General features: G+C 30.1%; 22 protein-coding genes. 15 read left to right on the top strand and 7 right to left on the bottom strand.

Going from position 1 to position 19,922, the window contains the following annotated elements; all coding sequences use genetic code 11:
* Window positions 1–68 precede the first annotated feature (68 nt).
* From B8978_RS13170 to B8978_RS13160, 3 genes are all read left to right on the top strand, one after another.
* Entirely contained in the window at window positions 69–1,280 is a 1,212-nt protein-coding gene (locus B8978_RS13170; RefSeq protein ID WP_084116506.1) for an HD-GYP domain-containing protein, read from the top strand.
* Window positions 1,281–1,295: 15 nt separating this feature from the next.
* Window positions 1,296–2,507 carry an iron-containing alcohol dehydrogenase gene (locus B8978_RS13165; RefSeq protein WP_084116505.1) on the top strand — a complete coding sequence of 404 codons (1,212 nt, stop codon included), beginning with the start codon at window positions 1,296–1,298 and terminating at the stop codon, window positions 2,505–2,507.
* A gap of 231 nt (window positions 2,508–2,738) precedes the next feature.
* Window positions 2,739–4,121, top strand: coding sequence for an MATE family efflux transporter (locus tag B8978_RS13160; RefSeq protein WP_084116504.1), 1,383 nt, complete (start codon window positions 2,739–2,741; stop codon window positions 4,119–4,121).
* Window positions 4,122–4,246: 125 nt separating this feature from the next.
* Here B8978_RS13160 and B8978_RS13155 read toward each other — a convergent pair whose 3' ends face one another.
* The 3 genes from B8978_RS13155 to B8978_RS13145 form a co-directional block, all read right to left on the bottom strand.
* On the bottom strand, window positions 4,247–5,560 hold the full coding sequence (locus B8978_RS13155; RefSeq protein WP_084116503.1) for a hypothetical protein: 1,314 nt from the start codon (window positions 5,558–5,560) through the stop codon (window positions 4,247–4,249).
* A 179-nt stretch (window positions 5,561–5,739) separates the two neighbouring features.
* A complete protein-coding gene (locus B8978_RS13150) occupies window positions 5,740–7,197 on the bottom strand; it encodes a sensor histidine kinase (protein WP_084116502.1) in 1,458 nt (485 codons plus the stop codon).
* Complete coding sequence (locus tag B8978_RS13145; protein WP_084116501.1) at window positions 7,181–7,876, bottom strand: response regulator transcription factor; 696 nt, start codon at window positions 7,874–7,876, stop codon at window positions 7,181–7,183. Before B8978_RS13145 ends, B8978_RS13150 begins: the two co-directional genes overlap by 17 nt.
* Window positions 7,877–8,105: 229 nt before the next feature.
* On the opposite strand from B8978_RS13145, the gene B8978_RS13140 reads away from it, so the two are divergent.
* From B8978_RS13140 to B8978_RS13115, 6 genes are all read left to right on the top strand, one after another.
* The gene (locus B8978_RS13140) at window positions 8,106–8,882 is read left to right on the top strand and encodes a class I SAM-dependent methyltransferase (RefSeq protein ID WP_084116500.1); all 777 of its coding nucleotides are present in this window, start codon (window positions 8,106–8,108) and stop codon (window positions 8,880–8,882) included.
* Between the two features lie 480 nt (window positions 8,883–9,362).
* A complete protein-coding gene (locus B8978_RS13135) occupies window positions 9,363–10,214 on the top strand; it encodes a lipase family protein (RefSeq protein ID WP_084116499.1) in 852 nt (283 codons plus the stop codon).
* 16 nt (window positions 10,215–10,230) lie between these two features.
* Window positions 10,231–11,085 carry a lipase family protein gene (locus tag B8978_RS13130; RefSeq protein WP_084116498.1) on the top strand — a complete coding sequence of 285 codons (855 nt, stop codon included), beginning with the start codon at window positions 10,231–10,233 and terminating at the stop codon, window positions 11,083–11,085.
* Between the two features lie 285 nt (window positions 11,086–11,370).
* The gene (locus B8978_RS13125; protein WP_084116497.1) at window positions 11,371–11,607 is read left to right on the top strand and encodes a hypothetical protein; all 237 of its coding nucleotides are present in this window, start codon (window positions 11,371–11,373) and stop codon (window positions 11,605–11,607) included.
* Window positions 11,608–11,652: 45 nt separating this feature from the next.
* Window positions 11,653–12,045: a hypothetical protein gene (locus B8978_RS13120; protein WP_084116496.1), complete on the top strand. Its 393-nt coding sequence runs from the start codon at window positions 11,653–11,655 to the stop codon at window positions 12,043–12,045.
* A gap of 425 nt (window positions 12,046–12,470) precedes the next feature.
* Window positions 12,471–12,956, top strand: a complete 486-nt coding sequence (locus B8978_RS13115) for a cysteine hydrolase family protein (RefSeq protein ID WP_084116495.1) — start codon at window positions 12,471–12,473, stop codon at window positions 12,954–12,956.
* Between the two features lie 410 nt (window positions 12,957–13,366).
* Here B8978_RS13115 and B8978_RS13110 read toward each other — a convergent pair whose 3' ends face one another.
* A complete protein-coding gene (locus tag B8978_RS13110; protein ID WP_242950559.1) occupies window positions 13,367–13,990 on the bottom strand; it encodes a hypothetical protein in 624 nt (207 codons plus the stop codon).
* 126 nt (window positions 13,991–14,116) lie between these two features.
* Window positions 14,117–14,593: an NUDIX hydrolase gene (locus tag B8978_RS13105; protein ID WP_084116494.1), complete on the bottom strand. Its 477-nt coding sequence runs from the start codon at window positions 14,591–14,593 to the stop codon at window positions 14,117–14,119.
* A 378-nt stretch (window positions 14,594–14,971) separates the two neighbouring features.
* On the opposite strand from B8978_RS13105, the gene B8978_RS20555 reads away from it, so the two are divergent.
* The 4 genes from B8978_RS20555 to B8978_RS13085 all read left to right on the top strand — a co-directional run bounded on the left by B8978_RS20555 (window position 14,972) and on the right by B8978_RS13085 (window position 17,116).
* Window positions 14,972–15,253 (top strand): aspartate/glutamate racemase family protein, encoded by a 282-nt coding sequence (locus tag B8978_RS20555; RefSeq protein WP_084116493.1) that lies wholly within the window; start codon window positions 14,972–14,974, stop codon window positions 15,251–15,253.
* Between the two features lie 111 nt (window positions 15,254–15,364).
* Window positions 15,365–15,970, top strand: coding sequence for a DUF1847 domain-containing protein (locus B8978_RS13095; protein ID WP_084116492.1), 606 nt, complete (start codon window positions 15,365–15,367; stop codon window positions 15,968–15,970).
* Window positions 15,963–16,454 (top strand): GNAT family N-acetyltransferase, encoded by a 492-nt coding sequence (locus B8978_RS13090; protein WP_084116491.1) that lies wholly within the window; start codon window positions 15,963–15,965, stop codon window positions 16,452–16,454. Before B8978_RS13095 ends, B8978_RS13090 begins: the two co-directional genes overlap by 8 nt.
* A 65-nt stretch (window positions 16,455–16,519) precedes the next feature.
* Window positions 16,520–17,116: an EFR1 family ferrodoxin gene (locus B8978_RS13085; protein ID WP_242950558.1), complete on the top strand. Its 597-nt coding sequence runs from the start codon at window positions 16,520–16,522 to the stop codon at window positions 17,114–17,116.
* Here the strand turns inward: B8978_RS13085 and B8978_RS13080 are convergent.
* A complete protein-coding gene (locus B8978_RS13080) occupies window positions 17,061–17,483 on the bottom strand; it encodes a MerR family transcriptional regulator (RefSeq protein ID WP_084116490.1) in 423 nt (140 codons plus the stop codon). The two genes, B8978_RS13085 and B8978_RS13080, sit on opposite strands and share 56 nt — an antisense overlap.
* Window positions 17,484–17,710: 227 nt before the next feature.
* Here B8978_RS13080 and B8978_RS13075 point away from each other — a divergent pair, with 227 nt between their 5' ends.
* Window positions 17,711–18,475: an SDR family NAD(P)-dependent oxidoreductase gene (locus B8978_RS13075; RefSeq protein WP_084116489.1), complete on the top strand. Its 765-nt coding sequence runs from the start codon at window positions 17,711–17,713 to the stop codon at window positions 18,473–18,475.
* A gap of 107 nt (window positions 18,476–18,582) precedes the next feature.
* On the opposite strand, the gene B8978_RS13070 is transcribed toward B8978_RS13075, so the two are convergent.
* A complete protein-coding gene (locus B8978_RS13070; protein ID WP_084116488.1) occupies window positions 18,583–19,092 on the bottom strand; it encodes an HXXEE domain-containing protein in 510 nt (169 codons plus the stop codon).
* A gap of 195 nt (window positions 19,093–19,287) precedes the next feature.
* On the opposite strand from B8978_RS13070, the gene B8978_RS13065 reads away from it, so the two are divergent.
* Window positions 19,288–19,857 (top strand): TetR/AcrR family transcriptional regulator, encoded by a 570-nt coding sequence (locus tag B8978_RS13065; protein WP_084116487.1) that lies wholly within the window; start codon window positions 19,288–19,290, stop codon window positions 19,855–19,857.
* The last annotated feature ends 65 nt before the right edge of the window (window positions 19,858–19,922 follow it).

The following is a 19,922-nucleotide window of genomic DNA, read 5'->3' as shown; positions in this document are numbered from 1 at the left end:
GATGTTATATGATATAAATATAAAATAATTTATATAAATTTTACTGACGATAAAGAGAGGAGTTCACAATGAAATTTAGATTAAATCAATTTTTGCTAGCTGTTTCCTCAACACTTGATTTTGTAGAAATGGATATAGCTGGACGAAGGACAAATCACGGAAAAAGAGTTGCATATATGTCATTAAGAATAGCCATGGAATTAAATTATGATAATGAGGATTTATATGATATTGTATCGCTTGCTATTTTACATGATAATGGGATAAGTGAAGCTTATAATGATATATTAAATGACAATATAAATACTGAAGAACATAAGATGGAGCATTGTATAACAGGAGAAAATAACATAACAAACTATCCATTTTTAAAAACACGAAAGAATATAATTAGGTATCACCATGAAAAATATGATGGTAGTGGTTTCTTCAAATTAAAAGGGGAAGAGATACCACTAATATCACAAATAATATGTTTTTCAGATTATATGGAAAATCAATTTTTAATTGATCAAATGTGGGGAGAAAATAAAGTAAAAATAAAAAAGTTTGTTGAGGAACAAAGCGGTAAACTTTTTAATCCACAAATATGTAAGATATTTTTGGAATTAATTGAGAATACAGGTTTTAAATTGGATCTTGGAGAAGATTTTATAGGTTCTGTGTTAGATGAAAAAATTCCTAAATTCACATTTGATTTAGGTCTTGAGGAAGTAAGATCAATTACTGGTGTATTTTCAAAAATAATAGACGTAAAATCAAAATTTACTATGAGACATTCAAGTGGAATTGCTGAAAAGGCTGAAGTTATGGCAAATTATTATAGATATGCTTATGAAGAAAAAACAAAACTGGTAATTGCAGCTAATCTACACGACATTGGAAAACTTGCTATTCCAAATACAATTTTAGATAAACCGGGTAAACTTACTGACGAAGAATTTGATATTATAAAAACTCATACTTATTATACAAGAGCAGCTTTATCAAAAATTGATGGATTTGAGGAAATAACTGAGTGGGCAGCTAATCATCATGAAAAACTAAATGGAAACGGATATCCATATGGTAAAAAAGCGGACGAGCTTGATTTTAATTCAAGATTAATGGGATGCATAGATATTTATCAAGGACTTACAGAAAAAAGACCATACAGAGAACCATTAGAGCACAATAAAGTAATTGAAATAATGAGGGATATGGCTAAGGGCAACTTTATTGATAAAGATAGAGTTGAGGATGTTGACAAGGTATTTAAAAATTGTGAGAAAAATAAGTAATATGGAGGTGAAAGCATGATTTGGACATTAAAAAAAGTATATTATAGAACGGTGCAGGCTATAGTTAGAGTAGGAACTAAACATGTAAAGTTTAAAACACCTAAGGTAATATATGGTGCAGGTAGTGTAAATAAATTATCAGACATAATGAAAGAACAGCATATTGATAAAGCCTTAATTATAGTTAGCAAAACCATAATGAAATCAGGATTATTAGAAACTTTTTTGGAAAAACTAAAGGAAAACAATATAGGTTATGAGCTTTATGACAATGTAAAACCTAATCCAACTATAGAAAATATTGAGGATTGTCTTAAAGTTTATAAAGATAGTGGTTGTAAGGCAATTGCTGTAATTGGTGGAGGTTCGCCAATTGATTGTGGAAAGGTTGTAGCAGCAAGGGCTGCCAATAGTAATTTACAGGTTAAAGATTTAAGAGGACTGTTAAAGGTTAGGAAGCCTATAGCGCCACTTTTTGCAGTGCCTACTACAGCTGGAAGTGGATCAGAAGTTACTGTTGCTGCTGTAGTGACAGATGCTAATACTCATGAAAAATATGCTATAGCAGACTTTAAACTTGTACCAGATTTTGCAATATTGGATCCAGAATTAACTGTAGGAGTGCCAAGCCATCTCACTGCTTCAACTGGAATGGATGCATTAACTCATGCCATTGAAGCTTATATAGGAAAAAATGGAACAAGTTATACAGATGATAAGGCATTAAAAGCAATAAAATTAATTATAGAAAATTTAGAAAATGTATATAAAGATGGAACTAATCTTGATGGACGTAATGCAATGCTTGTAGCATCAAATTATGCAGGAGAAGCTTTTACTAGAGCTTATGTTGGTTATGTACATGCAATAGCTCATAGTATTGGCGGTTTATATGGAGTTGCACATGGACTCGCTAATGCAATAATACTTCCAAAGGTGCTAGAGTATTACGGAGAGTCAGCTTATGCAAAGTTATCGGAAATTGCTATTTATTTAAATTTAGGAAAAGCAAATGAAACAAAAAAAGATTTAGCAATGAAGGTGATAACAAAGATAAAAGATATGAATGCAAATATGAATATTCCATTAGGTATAAAAGAATTAAAGAAAGAGGATATACATTTAATTTCACAAAGGGCAACTAAAGAAGGAAATCCAGGTTATCCTGTACCAAAAATAATAAATATCAAGGAATGTGAGGAACTACTGGAAAGTTTAGTGATATAATATATTTTGTGGTTCAATGAGGTGAGGCAGGTATGAAAACAAAAATTATGTTAATAACATCAATCATTTTATTGGTGATTGCAAGCATTATTTTATGGAAAGGTAATAATACCAATATTGTATGTGTTTTAGTAATAATTTCACTGATCCTAAATGCTATTAGAGGGCTTATTAATTTATGGAATAAGCGATAAATATATAAGTCAATATAATTTTTTTGGAGGTAATAATATGACTGAACTTGAAAATTTTATTTTGGAAGGCAACATGAAAAAATTACTCTTTAAGTTTTCTCTTCCTGCCGTAAGTGTATTTTTAGCTAATGTATTATATAATCTTATTGATGCAATTTTTATAGGTAATCAGGCTAATGGTAGTTTAGGAATTGCAGCTTTAACTATAGTGTTTCCTATTCAACAAATAATACTAGCTCTTTCTCAAATGATTGGGGTTGGAATTGCTTCTATAATTTCCAGAAGCATTGGAGCTGGAAATAAACTAAGAGCAGAAAAGGCTGTGGGTACTGCATTAACATCCTCTGTTCTATTAGGAATTTTAATTATGGTTATAGGACTGACTTTCATTACACCTATGTTGTACATTTTTGGTTCTTTAGAAAATATACTACCCTATGCTGTAACATTCTTTAGAATTACCTTATATTGTAGTGCTTTTTTCGTTTTTAGTATTGTTGCCAATAGCATCCTACAATCAGAAGGACATGCTAATATTGCTATGATAAGCATGATAATAGGACCTGTAATTAATATTCCGTTAGATTACATATTGGTTACAAGACTCAAATATGGTATAAAAGGGGCTGCCATTGCTACAGACATTTCACAAATAATATGTTTCATAGTTTTATTGGTATACGTATGTTTTAATAGTAAAACTTTAGGGGTAAAAGTTAAAAATTTAACAATCGATATAAAGTTATTAAAGGAAGCGATTTCCTTAGGGATATCCACATTTATGACACAACTGGCTTATGGAATTTTAGCTATAGTATTAAATAATTCATTAAAAATTTATGGAGGATCTGATTTATATATTTCTGCAATTGGTATATATAATCGTGTATTCGGGTTTATTAGCATTCCTATGTATGGAATTAGACAGGCTCTTCAGCCTATTATAGGATTTAATTATGGTGCTAAAAAATTCAATAGAGTAAAACAAAGCCTAAAGCTTGGAATTTTAACATCAGTGGTAATTTCATTGGTATTTTTAGTTATAATTATTAGTTTTACAAATAAAATAGTTGGTGCTTTTACATCTAATAATGAATTAATAGCATTGACGGTTCCTATTTTAAGAATAATGATATTTATGAGTCCTTTAGTAGGTGTTCAAGTAATTGCCGCAAGTTTTTTTCAGTACATTGGCAAGCCTAAGCCTGCATTATTTTTATCAATAATGAAACCATTTTTGTTTCTAATACCATTAATGTTAATTATCCCAATATTTCTTAAAGTGACAGGTGTTTTTGTATCTGTTCCATTATCTGATTTTTTTACTGCAATGATATCTTTAATTTTTATATATGTTGAAATAAAAAAGATGAATGAATTAAACGTAATTCAAGGAAAAAACAAAAACGCATGTGTTTAGAATAATTTTGAAGCTAATAATATAAATGAAAATAGAAGATAAATATAAGGATTTGTTTGCGAATATAATTTAAAATCAACTTGAGTCTGTCGCACTAAATAATTGCGAATGCGACAGATTCTTATCTATTTGTCAAAGGTAACAACATAGGAATTTATATTTTCATTTGGAGTAATAGAAAATTTTCTCATGCCTTCAGCATCCGTTAATTTTTCTGAGATATAAGCCCTTCCAGAAGTAAAGGATAAAGAATCACCCGTAGTATTCCATATTACATTAGAAATATATGGGCATTTTATTATTTCCTTTGAAGAGCCAGTTTTTATATCAAAAATTTTAAGGGTACAAGGAGTATTATTAATATCTGTATTAGTAGCTGCTTTAGCAGTGGAATCAACACTGTTAGGTTTAACATTATCAGATTCTACATAGGCAGCCATACTTCCATCTGGTGACAGTATAAAATTGTATTGGTCATAGTTAGGAAGAGCAATACTTCTTATTAGTTTTCCGGTTGAGTCTAATATAATTTCGCTATAAGTTCTATTATATATTCCAGGAGATGTTTCACCATGATCGGCTGAGTTATTCATTACAATTGTATTACCTTGTTTTGATGCATTCAATGAATTTTTAGTACTAAATAAATCTGTGGTTTCTTTAGTTTTGATGTCCATAGACTGTAAACTAAGAGTCAAAGGATTAGTTTTGCTTATGCTATAGTATATTTTTCCTTCAACAGTATCACCTAAGTCTTTTATATCAGAACCTACTGTAAAGGCACCATCATTTCCAGTTACAGGATAATCACCTGATGCATATATCTTTCCATCTAAGCCAATTATCTGCCAACCAGTAAAAAAGCTGGCCCAAATTTTATCATTGCTTATCCATTTAAATTCACCATTAGAGTGGTCAGGAATTAAAGTGCTAACTTTTCCGGTAGATAAATCAAGAACCTTTAAACCATGATATAAACTGCCCCTTTGCTCTGCTTTTTTTGCTTCTTCAGGAGTATCTTTTGAAACATAGACTGGCTCCATATAAAGAACATATTTTTTATCAGGAGAAAGACCATAAAAATTTGCTATATTTACATCTTTAAAGTCCTTTTTACTCTTATCATTTAAGTTATAAATACTGCAATAATAGTTTTCATTAGTAGGAATAACAGTTTTTTCAGGTACATTTTTAGTAGTTAAAGTTAATGCCTCATTATCACTAATTAATCCAGCAATATTTGTATTATTATATTTATCTACTTGATAAGCTGATGTGTTCACATTTTTTGGTGATTTGTAATTTTCAAGTTTGATGCTAGTTTCAGTTCTAGTAGATTCAATAATGTTCAATATGTTAGTATTTTTAATGACCATAGCGCTAGATGATACTACAACACCAGCTAATATAAGAAGTGCAATTGTTTTCTTTGTTTTCAATTTCCTACCTCCTTTTTATCTGAGAACTACCATCCGTAACACTCTCATGTTCTTCAATTTGGGAGATAACGTCAGCTACGTCTCTAGATAACTATTTAAGAATAGCAAATTATTGTCACAAAATTATAATTATATGTCACAATTTTGTAAACTTATTTTTTTACACATTTAAAATTAATTTATAATGGCAAGCTAATAGAAAAGCTTGTGCCTTTGTTTAAAGTTGAACTCACAAGTATAGTGCCTTTTTGTTTTTCAACCAGATTTTTAACTAATGCTAAACCTAAACCATTTCCACCCGTTTTACGGCTTCTATGCGTTTCTACTCTATAGAAGGGCTCAAATATTTTATCTAAATGTTCTTCTGACATTCCTATGCCTGTATCTGTTACATTTATTTGAAGCATATCTTTATTCTTTTTGCAGAAGACACTTATGCTTCCGTCAGGTTCATTATATTTTATAGCGTTGTCTATTAAATTTATAATTATATGTCTAAGGTTATCTGGATCTGCTATAATACTTATGTCATCAACTTTGTAATCTAAAGATAATTTGTTTTTCTTTATTTTACCAGACATTCTAAAACAAATTTGTTCTACTAGGTCTTTTAAATTTATTTCTTTTTTCTCAATTTCAAAATCGTATTTTTCTAGATATGATAATTCTAAAATTTTATCCACCATGTTTGTGAGACGGTCACATTCCTTTGATATACTTTCAGTACCATCTTTAATTAAAGATAAATCATCGCTATACATACCCATTACATCTGAATAAGCCTTTATTGAAGTTATTGGTGTTTTGAATTCATGGGTTACATTACCTATGAACTCTTTCTGCTCTTTGTCCATTTTTTTTAGTTTGTTTACTGCCTTACTTAAAGTGTCTTTTTCAACCTCTAATTCTTTAATGTTCTTTTCGATGGTACTGCTCATATGTATCAGGTCTTTGCTCAATTCTCCTAACTCATCTTCTCTGTTAATCTCAGCTATATTATTGAAATTTCCAGCTTGAATATTTTCAACTGAATTTTTAATAGTATATATATCCTTACTGAAATTAGATAAATAAAAGAAGCCTAACGTTATTCCAACAATTAAAGAAAGCAAACCGGTACCAAAGAACATTAACTTAATATTGTTGTAAAAATCGTTGTTTTCCTTGGTAGAATACTGAAGTTCTAGAATTGCCACCGTAATATTTTTATATTTAATAGGGGAATAAAAATACATTACATTGCTATCCTGTCTATATGAAATTTTACCTTCCATAGCATATTTAAGCATAATACTTTTTTCACTATTTTCATTTAATTTATTCTCTGAATTAAAACCAGAAAGAAGGTCTCCCTTTGCATTATATATACTGGCAGGGATGGTTCTGAGCCAAGGTTTATTGAAGAGAGTTGCTCTTACTAATTCAAGCTTGTCATTATTTTTATTACTAGTAGCTTCACTAAAATTTTCATCTAAATATTGTTCGAACATGTCTTTTTGGTTTAATAAAATATTTTCTGACTCTTTATTTTGATAGATTTTTATGCCATTTAATACTAGAAAACTTGAAAGAGTTATAATAAACAATAAAAGTATGGTAATGAATGAGACAAGCTTAAATTTAATCCCTATTTTCATTAAGTTTGTTCACTCCTCTATACCCTGTACCGTGAACTGTTTGTATTAAATTTTGATAAGGGACACCTAATTTTTTTCTTATTCTCTGTATGTGAGTGTCTACAGTTCTTGTACCTCCAAAATATTCAGTTTTCCATACTAAATCCAAAAGTTGATCTCTGGAATACACCTTATTGGGATTTGAAAGAAGTAGGTAAAGCAAATCAAATTCCATAGAAGTTAATTCAAGAGGTGAGTTATCTATAATAACAGTTCTTTCATTTGGATTCATTGTAAAATTTTTAACATTAATGGAGTTCTCTTTTTGACTTGAGTTTTTATTTAATCTTCTTGAAAGAGATTTAACCCTAGCTATGACTTCACGTATGTCGAAAGGTTTTGTTAGATAATCATCTGCACCTAGTTCTAACCCTAGAAGCTTATCCACAAAATCGGTTTTAGCTGTAAGCATAATAATACCAATGTTTTTTTCGTATAATTTTCTGCACACATCATAGCCATTGATTTTAGGCAGCATTAAATCTAAAATTAATATGTTTGGATCAAAAGTAGTAACTTTATTTAACGCCTCTTCACCATTGCAAGCAGTATCTATTAAATACCCCTCTCGTTTCAATGCATAAGCTAATACGTTTAATATGTTCTCCTCATCATCTACTATAAGTATTTTATCCTGCAAAACTAAATCCTCCTTTTGATTTTTTTTAGTTACATGAAAGAAATAGAGTCTGAAGTTTGTTTAAATATACTATTCATATTAACACATAATTATAAACAAAACTTACATTTTATCTGCAATGTAGTATAATATTTGTTAGAAGTAAATGAAGAATAGAGTTGAATATATTAAGCTAAACAAGAAGTAAGTAACATTTTTAAATATAATTATAGATGAGGGAAATAAATATATGACAATAGAATTGGAGAAATACTACAATAAGTTTTGTGAAGACAAACGATTAACAAGAAGACATGGGCAAGTTGAATACATAACTTCCATGAAGTATATTCATGAATATCTAGGTAACAATCGTAATGCAAAAATCTTAGATGTTGGTGCAGGTACAGGAAGATACTCTGTACAACTAGCAAATGAAGGATATGATGTTACTGCAATTGAACTTGTGAAGCACAATCTAGGTGTTTTAAAGTCAAAGGGAAGCACAGTAAAGGCAAAACAAGGAACAGCATTAGATTTATCAAGATTTTCAGAAAATACTTTTGACATGACGCTTTTATTTGGACCAATGTATCATTTATACAAATTTGAGGATAAGGTGAAAGCTTTGCAAGAGGCAAAAAGAGTAACCAAAGTGAGTGGCGTTATTTTAGTAGCATATTGTATGAATGAATATAGTGTATTAACATATGGATTTAAGGAAAATAATATTCGTGAATCCATTGATAATGGTAAACTCAATGATGATTTTCATGTTATATCGGAGCCAAAAGATTTATATGATTATGTAAGGCTTGAAGATATTAATAAGTTAGATGAGGAAGTAAAACTTCAAAGAATAAAATTAATCGCAGCAGATGGACCAGCTAATTATATGCGACCTATTTTAAATGCTATGGATGAAGGTACATTTAAGATTTTTCTTGATTATCATCTTTCTACCTGTGAAAGGCCAGAACTATTAGGAGCAAGCGCACATACATTAGATATCTTGAGGAAGGTTTAGGATAATGAAGGGTGAAGTGTACAACAAGTAACGTAGATTTTCTTTGTAACTCTTGATACAGCTAGCTTTAAGAGTGGTGATAGTGTTCTAAATCGTATCACAACCTAAATAAATTATTAAAATATATGTTTATTTTTATAATAGGATAATAGAAGATAATATAGAGTAATTTTGGAAGCTATAAAAGTTTGTGTGATTTTTATAGCTTTTTTAGTTAAGAAAAAAATTATGATGAAAATTTGAACTTGAAGATAAAATTAAAAGAAAGGAAAACATGACTTATGACTCAAATAAAGAGGTTTATATATGCAGTAAAGGTCAATAAACCATTGCTTTTCGATTGTTGGGTGATTTTAAAATGTCAAGTATTTCTGAGAAACTTTCAATACATCTTTTATCTCAACTGCATAAGTTATAAACAATTTCAGTTTTTTTTCATAGTATAAAGTAAAAAACATTTATATATAAGGAAGTGTATATATGGTTATCTCAGACAAAGAGAATATTTTTAATAGTGAAGATGCGATAATACTTGCAGCTATGAGCTATCAGACATATACATTCTTTCAAGAGGGAAAGCTTGTCTTACCAAAAGGCTTTAAGCTTTTGTATACCATTCATGCTTTAGCTAATGTAGAGAATCCTACGAAATTATTATTTGGTTTTATTGCTGAGTCACAAGATCAAATCATTATAACCTTTAGAGGATACGCTGCATATCCTGCGGATCTGTTAGCAGCTTATGACATATTTCAAGTACGCTATCCTTTTGTTAGAAATGCAGGGAAAACCTCACGTGGATTCACATGTATTTATAAATCAACAAGAAACAATTTAATCAGAGAGTTGAACAAACTATCTACATCAAAAAGACTGTTTGTTACTGGGCACAACTACGGCGGAGCTTTAGCAACATTGGCTGCTTTAGATATTGCAGTTAATACTGGGTTTAAAAATCCTATCGTGTATACTTATGGTAGTCCTCGTGTCGGAGATCATATATTTGCTTGCCGATTCAACAAAGAGGTTAAGAATAGTATACGAATTGTTAATATTCATGACTCTTTTCCTACGTTCCCAGCTCAAAAGTATCCGCCTCCTTTTACAAAGGAAGGATTATACTATCAACATGTTAAAACAAAGTATCCCATCTCTTTTCAACTGAATGACACGACGCGTAATGATGCGATTGGATGCTATTTTAAAAATCTCAGCAACATGAATCTTGATTTTGCAAAAGCATTATGCTGTGAAAATCCGGGCTTTTGTCCCAATATGGAAATGTGTATTTCGTTTCAAGGAACGTGTAAGTGTCCGAAGCCTTGTATATGAGAAAGGAGCTGCAGAGATGAAAAACTCAAACATAAAGTATATTTTTAACAGTGAAGATGCGATATTTCTTGCTGCCATGATCTTTCAGTCATATCAACTTTTTGAAAAGGAACCGCTTATTTTACCAAAGGGCTTTGAACTTCAATATACTATTTGCGCCCTTGCCGGCGTTGAGGAGCCAGAAGCAGAAGTATTTGGTTTTATTGCAGAATCACCAGATGAAATAGTAATAGCTTTAAGAGGAACCCGAACATTTAAGGACAATGAGTCAGACCAAGACTTATATCAAGTACCATATCCTTTTGTCACAAATGCAGGAAAAACCCATCGTGGGTTTACATGTATTTATCAATCAACAAGAAACGAATTGATCAGAGAATTAAACAGGCTTTCTACAACAAAAAGACTATTTGTTGCAGGACACAGTTTAGGAGCAGCTGTGGCCGTGTTAGCTACTTTGGACATTGCCATTAACACCGGGTTTAAGCATCCTGCCGTGTATACTTATGGTAGCCCTCGTACTGGAGACCCTGACTTTACTTCCCGGTTCAACCAAACGGTAAAGAATAGTATTCGTATTTTTAATGTCCATGACATTATTCCTACTTTGCCAGATCGAGCGTATCCTGCTCCGTTTACAAAGGACGGATTATTCTATCGGCACGTAGACACGAAGGTTCCGCTCTCTTTCCAACTGAACAGTTTACCTGTTCGCAATCATGAGATTGACTGCTATTTTAGGAATCTCAGCAAAAAGAATCCTGGCTTTGCAAAAACATTATGCTATGAAACCCCAGGTTTTTGTCCTGATACAGGAGAATGTGTTCCATTTAAAGGATTATGTAGTGAGAATAGTGGAGATGGGCCGTAAGCCGCAGAATATCAGGTAGACTCTCGAAATTAATAAGTATAACCCCTTTATTATATAAGAAATCAACACTACTCTTAAACATATTCAATTTTTTAAGAGACATCAAAAACTAGAGATGTCTCTTTTTAGAGTATCCGATTAAATAGTTACGGAGAACCGTATCATAAGTAATGTGGCTTTTGCAAAATATATTATATAATAAAGTTACAAAGAAATTTGAGTAACAGATAATAAAATAGTAATTTGCTAAATTGATTATTTTAATCTATTAAAAGGAGGATTCAAATGGCTTCTTGGATGGTACATCTACGAATTGCAGACAAATTGCTGAAAGTAACATTTAATCTTTCAACTACAGAGTTCGTAGTTGGAAATATAGCACCTGATAGTGGGATACCGAATGAGGATTGGTCAGTTTTTACTCCAAGTGGTGATGTTTCGCATTTTAAAACAACAGATGCCGATGGGTTGAAAGATATTCATTTAAACGAATATGTAGAACAGTTTTTTACAGTAGAATAGAGAAAAAAATACAACAATGAACAGAGATCTTTTTATCTCGGTTATTTGACTCATTTATTAACTGATATTATGTGGGCAGATGAAATAGTTCGCCCATGTAAAGATAAATTTAAATCTTTGTATGATAAAGACTGGACAGAGTGGATATGGACATTAAAGAAAGATTGGTATGACCTTGACTTTCTGTATATTAAGAGAAATCCCAATTTCAGTTCTTTTTCAATTTATAAGAACGCTGTTGGATTCATTAATAATTATATGGGCTTTTTTAGTAATGATGCATTTGAAAATAGGAGAAAGTATATAACAGATTTTTATAGTGGTAAAAGAGAAAATTTGGAAAGAGAATATACATATTTAAAAGAAGAAGAGATGGATAGATTTGTTGATGAAAGCGCTGAGAAAATTAGCCGAATACTGTATGAAAAGTATTTGTAAAAAATGAGCGATAGAATTATACCATAATTATGTAGAATATATGCACAAGAATAAAATGGAAAAATCTCACTTGTAGTAAATACGGTGAACCGTGCCATAAATAACGTAGGCTTTCTTTAAAATCATTGATATGACTAGGTTTGTAAGAGAAATGACAAATTTGAGTAGCAGCATAAGCTAAAAAAGTATATACAGAAGGTTGACAGGATATATGCCCAAATGTATAATTATAATATAAATTGTTCGAAGGGAGTGGTGTATTATGATGAATTTAAATATTATAACAAACTTAAGCATGACTCCCGGCATGGCTTATTAGAAGTTTAGTAATGGAATGTTTTTATAATGATTACCCGGGAGAAATCGTTATTTCATCCGGGTATTTTTATGCCTAAATTTAAAATAAAATTAGGAGGAAATGTAAAATGAATATTGCATTATTAATAATTGATGTCCAAGAAGCTTTTATAGGTCATAGAAAAGAGGAAAAAGAATATCATAATACCTTTGAATATATAAATGAGGCAGCATCATTATTTAGAAAAGCTGGTAAACCCGTGATAGTTATTAGGGATATCGAAGGTGGTAATGATGACACATTTCAAAATGTAGAAGAGTTGATGACACAGGATAGTGATGTGGAAGTTTTGAAGGTATATAGTAATAGCTTTTGGAAAACGAATTTGGAGGAAATATTAAAAGAAAAAAATATTGACTTTGTTGTACTGTGTGGCAATGCTGCTGAGTATTGTGTATTAGCAACATATAATGGTGCTATAGAGAGGAACTTTGGAGCTGCTATGCTTCAGCACGGTATCTTTGCCTGTCATCCAAGTGGTTTGATGGATATCTATTATAATAGAGCTTTGATTTCTTTTGAAGTTATTTCATATATGCTTGGCAATTGTTAATACAAGAGGATAGATTAAATTCAGCTATAATATAAGTTATAGGGATATCAAGGAGTTGATATCCCTATTGGTTTCTAATTTATAAATTCTACGGTATAACTGTTACGGAGAACCGGTGCGGCTGAGCAAGGTAGTGCAATTTAATAGGTTAAAGAAGTTCAATCTTGAAGTAGAAAAGAGCTCATAAGTGAAGGAGAACCTTTTTAGTTTAAGCATTGCAATGATTTAGAGTTAGGGATTAATGGTTTACTTATAATTAATGCAAAGTACTTATTTATTAAAGAAAGCACTTCGTCATTTAAAGAATATTCTGAACTAATTCACTTATTCTAATATGGAACTAATCCAAGAATAACAACTATCTAATTCGTTATCACTTATTAAATCTGACCTATGTTCAAACATTATTTTTACATTCTTATTTTCCTTTGTAAATGAAGTCTCCCTGTATCTAAGCATATCTTTATTGTTTTGTATTTTTCTAATAAGTTTTCAAGAAAGTTATCCTCACAAACATACTTATTTAACGCATCAAATTCTAATACAGGAATAAAATTATATTCAAGACTTTTTTCCGATAACCAAGAAAAGAGATTTTCACTGTATTTCTTAAATTCGTTAGTTGGATAGTCTGACTCATATGTATATTCACTTTTATCTGTAAACCTCCAGTTACTCATATCGAAATCATTTTTCAAAATAACTGGTTTAGGATAATGAAACAGGATATATTCTGGGTTAAGTCCCTTCTTGTTGATATAATTTAATTCTCCTTCAATATACTTATAAGCATTTTCTCTTGTTTTTGCATCTAATGATAAAAACTGCGTGTCTCTTAAATTTGATATTCCTGACCTTAAAGGAAAGTGTATACCAAATTTAATGCCTTTTCTTTCAGTTTTGTTAATTAGTTTTTCTATATCCATTTCATCTTCAAAAAGACACGCTTCTATCCCATAAAAGTTTTCTCTAAAGTCTCTATTAAATTTTATATTATCGTATTTACCATACATTCCAATCATAAAATTCTCCATAAGATTCCCCTTTTAATATCATTATTGATTTACATGTTTTTACAAAGTTGCACAGTTGTAAAAGTTATAAATAATGAAACCTTTAAGAAATTTCCAAACTAAAATTTATGTATATAACATGTAATTCTATCCATTTGAAATAATGTGTTCAATACCAGTAATGCTTCTTAATAATTTAGTCTTAAAAAACTCAGGAAATAAGTGATATTCATTTAAATCTTCAATAGGCAACCAGTGTAAATGTTCTTTTGAGCCTTGTTCCCCAAAGCTGTTACATTCAAAATTCATGTTGGTATTTGCTTTCATTAAATAGGAAAAGGCGATTTCATGATAATGCTCTCTTGTTATTTCCTCACAAAAAAAGTGCTCATGTATAAAGGCTAATCTATCAATTTCAAATTTTACACCTGTCTCCTCAAATGCCTCACGAATAACAGCTTTTTCAGATGTTTCATTTAATTTTACTCTTCCACCAACTGAATAATAATAAGGTGCACTATCATTTTTAACCATGAGTAATTTATTATCTCTAATAATAATTGCTCCAACCCTATAATTAAATCTGCCTTGACTGGTTATAAATGATAAATCTTGCTCTTCCATAAATGCCTCCTGTTCATTACATAAAATATTTTTACTTCATAATAAATTACAATTACGAACGTATTCCATAAATTTATTATAACACATTAATTGAAAAATTAGGTAAATAGTAAAGTGAGTAATAGTAGCAGAAAATAATAATACTCCTGCTAAAAGAATTAATATAGTATCAATAAAAATTGTAAGAGAAGCAACAATGCTTTACGGTTTAAGGAAGATAACTAGCCCAACAAGGAACAGTCTCTAGTGTGGTGTTTGGACACGAAAAATCAGCCACTTGCACTAAATGTCGTGTCAGATGGAAGAGGAACTTACATGGAGGCAGCGAGAAATAGTATTCTCAATAGAGCTTAAAATAAATGTATACACTTGAAATTTATGTTACAAGTGATTCATAATAGTAATGTAAGACGAAGAAAAACTGGAGGGAGTAGTGGAAATGAAAACAATTGGGTTGATTGGTGGAAAAGTGCACATATTTTATCAGAAGCTGCTCAGATATTAGAAAAAGCCGGTGCGGAATTCATAGTAATATGTACCAATACAATGCATAAAGTAGCAAATCAAATTCAACAAAAAGATACAAAAACACCATTGTTTGATACTACATTAATCCATGCAGAACAAGCGGCTTTATATTCTATTGGATATAAATTATAGAAGGAATACTTGATTATAGTTATTCAATTTTGAAAGAAGAATTTATGTCATAGTATATCTAAAATATCATGTTTAGGTAAGAGTAAATACTAATATGAAAGAAGGAGTAGTATGTATAATTGTGCGTTATGTTCAATTCATGCTTGCAACAAAAAAGAATTAGATAAAGCACCCCAAAATTGTCCAAGTCTTGATGATAAAATGGATAGAATTAAAGAAATATATAAAGATGAAGAAAATGCTAAAATTGCTAAAGCATCAGCATTGGTTGTAAGTGATGGGTATGGTGAAAAGACAAGATTAGAAGAAACAATAGATTTTGCGAGAAGATGTCAATATGATAATATAGGAATTGCCTTTTGCATTGGACTATCTAATAAAGCTAAGATTTTAAGCAAAATTCTTAGCTACAATGGATTTACCGTAAATTCTATAATATGTAAAAATGGAGCTATATCAAAAGATTTTATTAATATACATTCAAATGTGCCAATGTGCAATCCAATCGGCCAAGCCAATTTCTTAAATGTAGCTAAAACAGATTTAAATATTATTTTAGGATTATGTGTTGGACATGATTCGTTATTTATAAAATATTCAAAAGCTCCAATAACTGTTTTTGCAGTGAAAGATAGAGTTTTAGCACATAATCCATTAGGAGCAATATATCAATCAGATTCATACTATAAAGACAGGCTATTTCCTAAAAGTGAATAAAGCAAAACTAGAAAGAGTAACAGTAGTCTCAAAAGTAAAGCTAGAGAATTTAATGAGCATATATTTACATGATTTATCAGAATTTGCAGACGATTTGAAAATTAATGAGGATGGAAGATTTGAATATGATGGTTTAGATTTATATTTTAAATCAGAGGATTTAACTCCTTATTTTATAACTTATCAAGGTGAAGTGGCAGGTTTTGTTCTTTTTAATACGGGAAAATACGTTCCAAAAGATATTGATTATGTTGTTCATGAATTATTTATATTAAAGAATTTTAGGAATAAGGGAATAGGTAGTGCTGCAATTAGAATTTTATTAGATGAATGTAAAGGAAAATATAGAATTGTACAAATATCAACTAATAAAACAGCAGTGAACTTTTGGATAAAATTTTATGAGAAGCAAGGTATTAAATATATAGAATCAAAAGAAAAACTTGATGATTTAGATTGCAATGTTCAGATATTTGATGTGTAATCAAATATAGATACTATATTCAAATAAACGTTATAATTGCAATGTTAGGATTTAAGGAGGATATTATGAAAATTTTATATTTCACAGCAACAGGAAATAGTCTATATGTGGCAAAAAGTCTTGGAAGTGATTATTATTCAATTCCTAAATTAATAAAAGAAGGTAAATATGATTTTGAAGACGAAAAAATTGGAATTGTATTTCCAATTTACAATAGCGGAGTTCCTAAAATTGTTGAAAAGTTTTTAAATAAAGCAAGATTTAAAAGTAAATATATTTTTGGAATAGCAACTTATGGAATGTATGCAGGGGCAGCAACAAGACACCTTTTAGAAATAGGGAATAGAAATGGAATTGAATTTTCTTATATTAATGAAATAGTTATGATTGATAATTATCTTCCTAGGTTTGATATAAATAAGGAACTAGAAAAGGAACCTAAGAAAAAGATAGAAGAGAACTTAGAAAAAATAGATAAAGATATTCAGGGAGAAAAGAAATATATTAAAAAACATTCTTTTATTACAGATGGCCTTAGAATAATAACTGAAAAATTATTTTATGATGATCAATTTGAAAAGAATTTTACCGTAGAAAATACTTGTACTATAGCAAGTTATTTTCACGCTTTTCATCATGAACTTTTTTTCTTTCTTCGTTAATAATTTGGACTGCGTTGGGAGATGCATACTTTTCTATTTTTGAACGAATAAGGTCTAAATTTTCATTGAGATTACTTATTTGTCCTAAAATTGCTTCTTTATGTTCCAAAAGTAATTTTTTTCGTGAGTCTATGGTGCTAGGACCTTCCATGCAGAAATCAATATACTTTTTTATATCCTTAAGTTGCATGCCAGTATTCTTTAGACAACAAATTGTTCTAAATAGACTCACGTCTGATTCAGTAAAAACTCTGTTTCCTGATTTATTTCTCATGACAAATGGTAGAAGTCCTTCTTTGTCATAGAAACGAATTGTATATATAGAAATTCCAAACATTTTTGATATATCTTTTATTGTATAAGTCAATTTTAAAATCCCCTTTAAAATTTATAAAAAAAGCTTGACCTAGATATATCTCTAGGTATTAACATGAGTATAAATCATAGGAAATTAAATTTCAAGTGACTTATATCTTCTTTGGTAAAATTAAAATTGATGATTAAGGAAATACTATCTTTGAAATATAAGTGGCAGTATAAATAATGAGATATTAATTTCTAAATGGTTAATAAATATTTAAAGGAGAGGTTTTTATGAACCCAAATAGTAAAATTGCATTAGTTACAGGTGGAAGTCGTGGAATTGGCAGAGATTCTGCGATATCATTAGCTAAAAAGGGGATAGATGTAATTATCACTTACAATAATCAAAAAGAAAAAGCAGATGAAGTTGTAAAAGAAATTGAAGTAAATGGTGGTAAAGCTGCTGCTATTCAGCTAGATGTAAGTAATATATCTTTCTTTGATTCCTTTGCATCTAAGTTATCAGATGTTTTAAAGGATAAATGGAATAAAGAGCAGTTTGATTTTTTAATTAATAATGCTGGGATCTCAAGTCACACTCCTATTTTAGAAGTTACAGAAGAGGAATTTGATAAAATAGTTAATGTACACTTTAAAGGAGTTTTCTTTTTAACTCAGAAACTAATTCCGCTTATTGCTGATAAAGGTGGAATTGTGAACACTTCAACAGGATTAACTCGTTTTACATTCCCAGGTTCTGGACTTTATGCTGCTGCAAAAGGTGCAGTAGAAGTCTTTACTAGATATTTGGCTAAAGAATTAGGAGCTAGAGGTATAAGAGCGAATACTATAGCTCCTGGAGCTGTTAACACTGAATTTAGTGGAGATACTTATATTAAAAATCCAGATTTGAAAGATACTATTGGTTCTTATGCTGCACTCGGAAGAATTGGAGAAGCTTCTGATATTGGAGGTGTTGTTGCTAGTCTATGTACGGATGAAATGGGATGGGTTACCGGTCAACGTATTGAAGCATCTGGTGGTATGTTATTATAGTAAAAAGCAATCACCTCAAATATTAAATAAGCAAGAAGGATTTTCCTGAGAGAATTGTAGGGGATGTAACGTTGTAAGTTAATCCCCTATTCTTTATTAAAATATAATCATTCCACTAATTTGGACAATTTATTAATGTATTTATGCAATATCTTCATGTTTACTAAACCAAAGCCAATCCCTATCGTCACCCAAATAGTAATTCCAATAACAGAGTACCCCAAGATATTCTGGGCAAGTTTTAAAATATACAAGCATGGAATAACTGTCAGCCATGCTGATATTTCACCGGGAACATAATGACGGTAGGACAATGGTAATAATATGATATGCAATAAAATTAGATGCACGATATTTGCCACGAGTAAACCGTACCACAAACCATAAAATCCAGTAATGTTACCAATCATAGCAGCTATAAGCCATAAAATCAATTCTTCATAAACACCAATTGCACATCCAGCTGTACTTTTTGTGCCTCCAAAGGGTGTTATAGGTAGGCGGACATATTGTTTTAAATTCTTTTTGCACCAGTGTTTTGCCATAATAATTTCTTCCATATCGTGTACAATAAATAATAATGGAAACAACCATGCAAACCATTTTAATTCATTCATTTTTCATTCCTCCTTTGTAAGTTACCAACAATCTTTATTTTCTTATTTCACAAACCTCTATATTTATTTTACTCAGTTACTTTAATGTTTCAAACATCAATATCTAAATGTTTATGCACTTAAACTACAAAAATAATACAAAGTGTTGCTTATCTATATAAAATATTTTAAAATAATCGTATGGAGGAGTTACATATGAATGAAAATGATTTGCGTGTTATAAAGACAAAAAAAAATATAGAAGAATCTTTTATTTATTTACTAAGGCAAAAAGACTTTAACAAAATAACAGTGCAAGATATATTGGACAGGGCGTTGATTAACCGCTCTACATTCTATAAGCATTACACAGATAAATATCAGCTGGCAGAAACTCTTTGCAATGAAGTATTTGACTCACTAATAGCTGGAGTGAAAAATCGATTTGAATGTGTTAATGTAGAAGACGCTCTTATGGTTATAAAACCTTTATATCGGATACTATCTGCTAAACGAGAAGAAATTTTAGCTCTTTATACCATTAATACAGATACGATTCATTTATATGATGATATGTCTGGTTTTTTAAAAAGAAGTTTTTATGATCAGTATAAAACAAAGAATAAAAAGTCCCATGATATTTTAGATTATTTGTCAGAGTTATATGCAGCACTTGTTATGACTGCAATTAAATGGTGTTTGCAAAATGATGGATATGAAGAATTGACTAATCATACTGAGATTTTTTTAAGATTAGCAGAAGTGTTTGCCTATCCATGCCAATAATAATATCATAATTAAAGGATAATGAATAAAATCAACAAATGTATTAAATTACCAATAATTTGTAT

It is taken from the genome of Clostridium acidisoli DSM 12555 (assembly GCF_900176305.1).
GTDB lineage: Bacteria > Bacillota > Clostridia > Clostridiales > Clostridiaceae > Clostridium_I > Clostridium_I acidisoli.
Note: the sequence above shows the minus strand (reverse complement) of the source record. Positions and strands in the feature narration are given on the sequence as shown.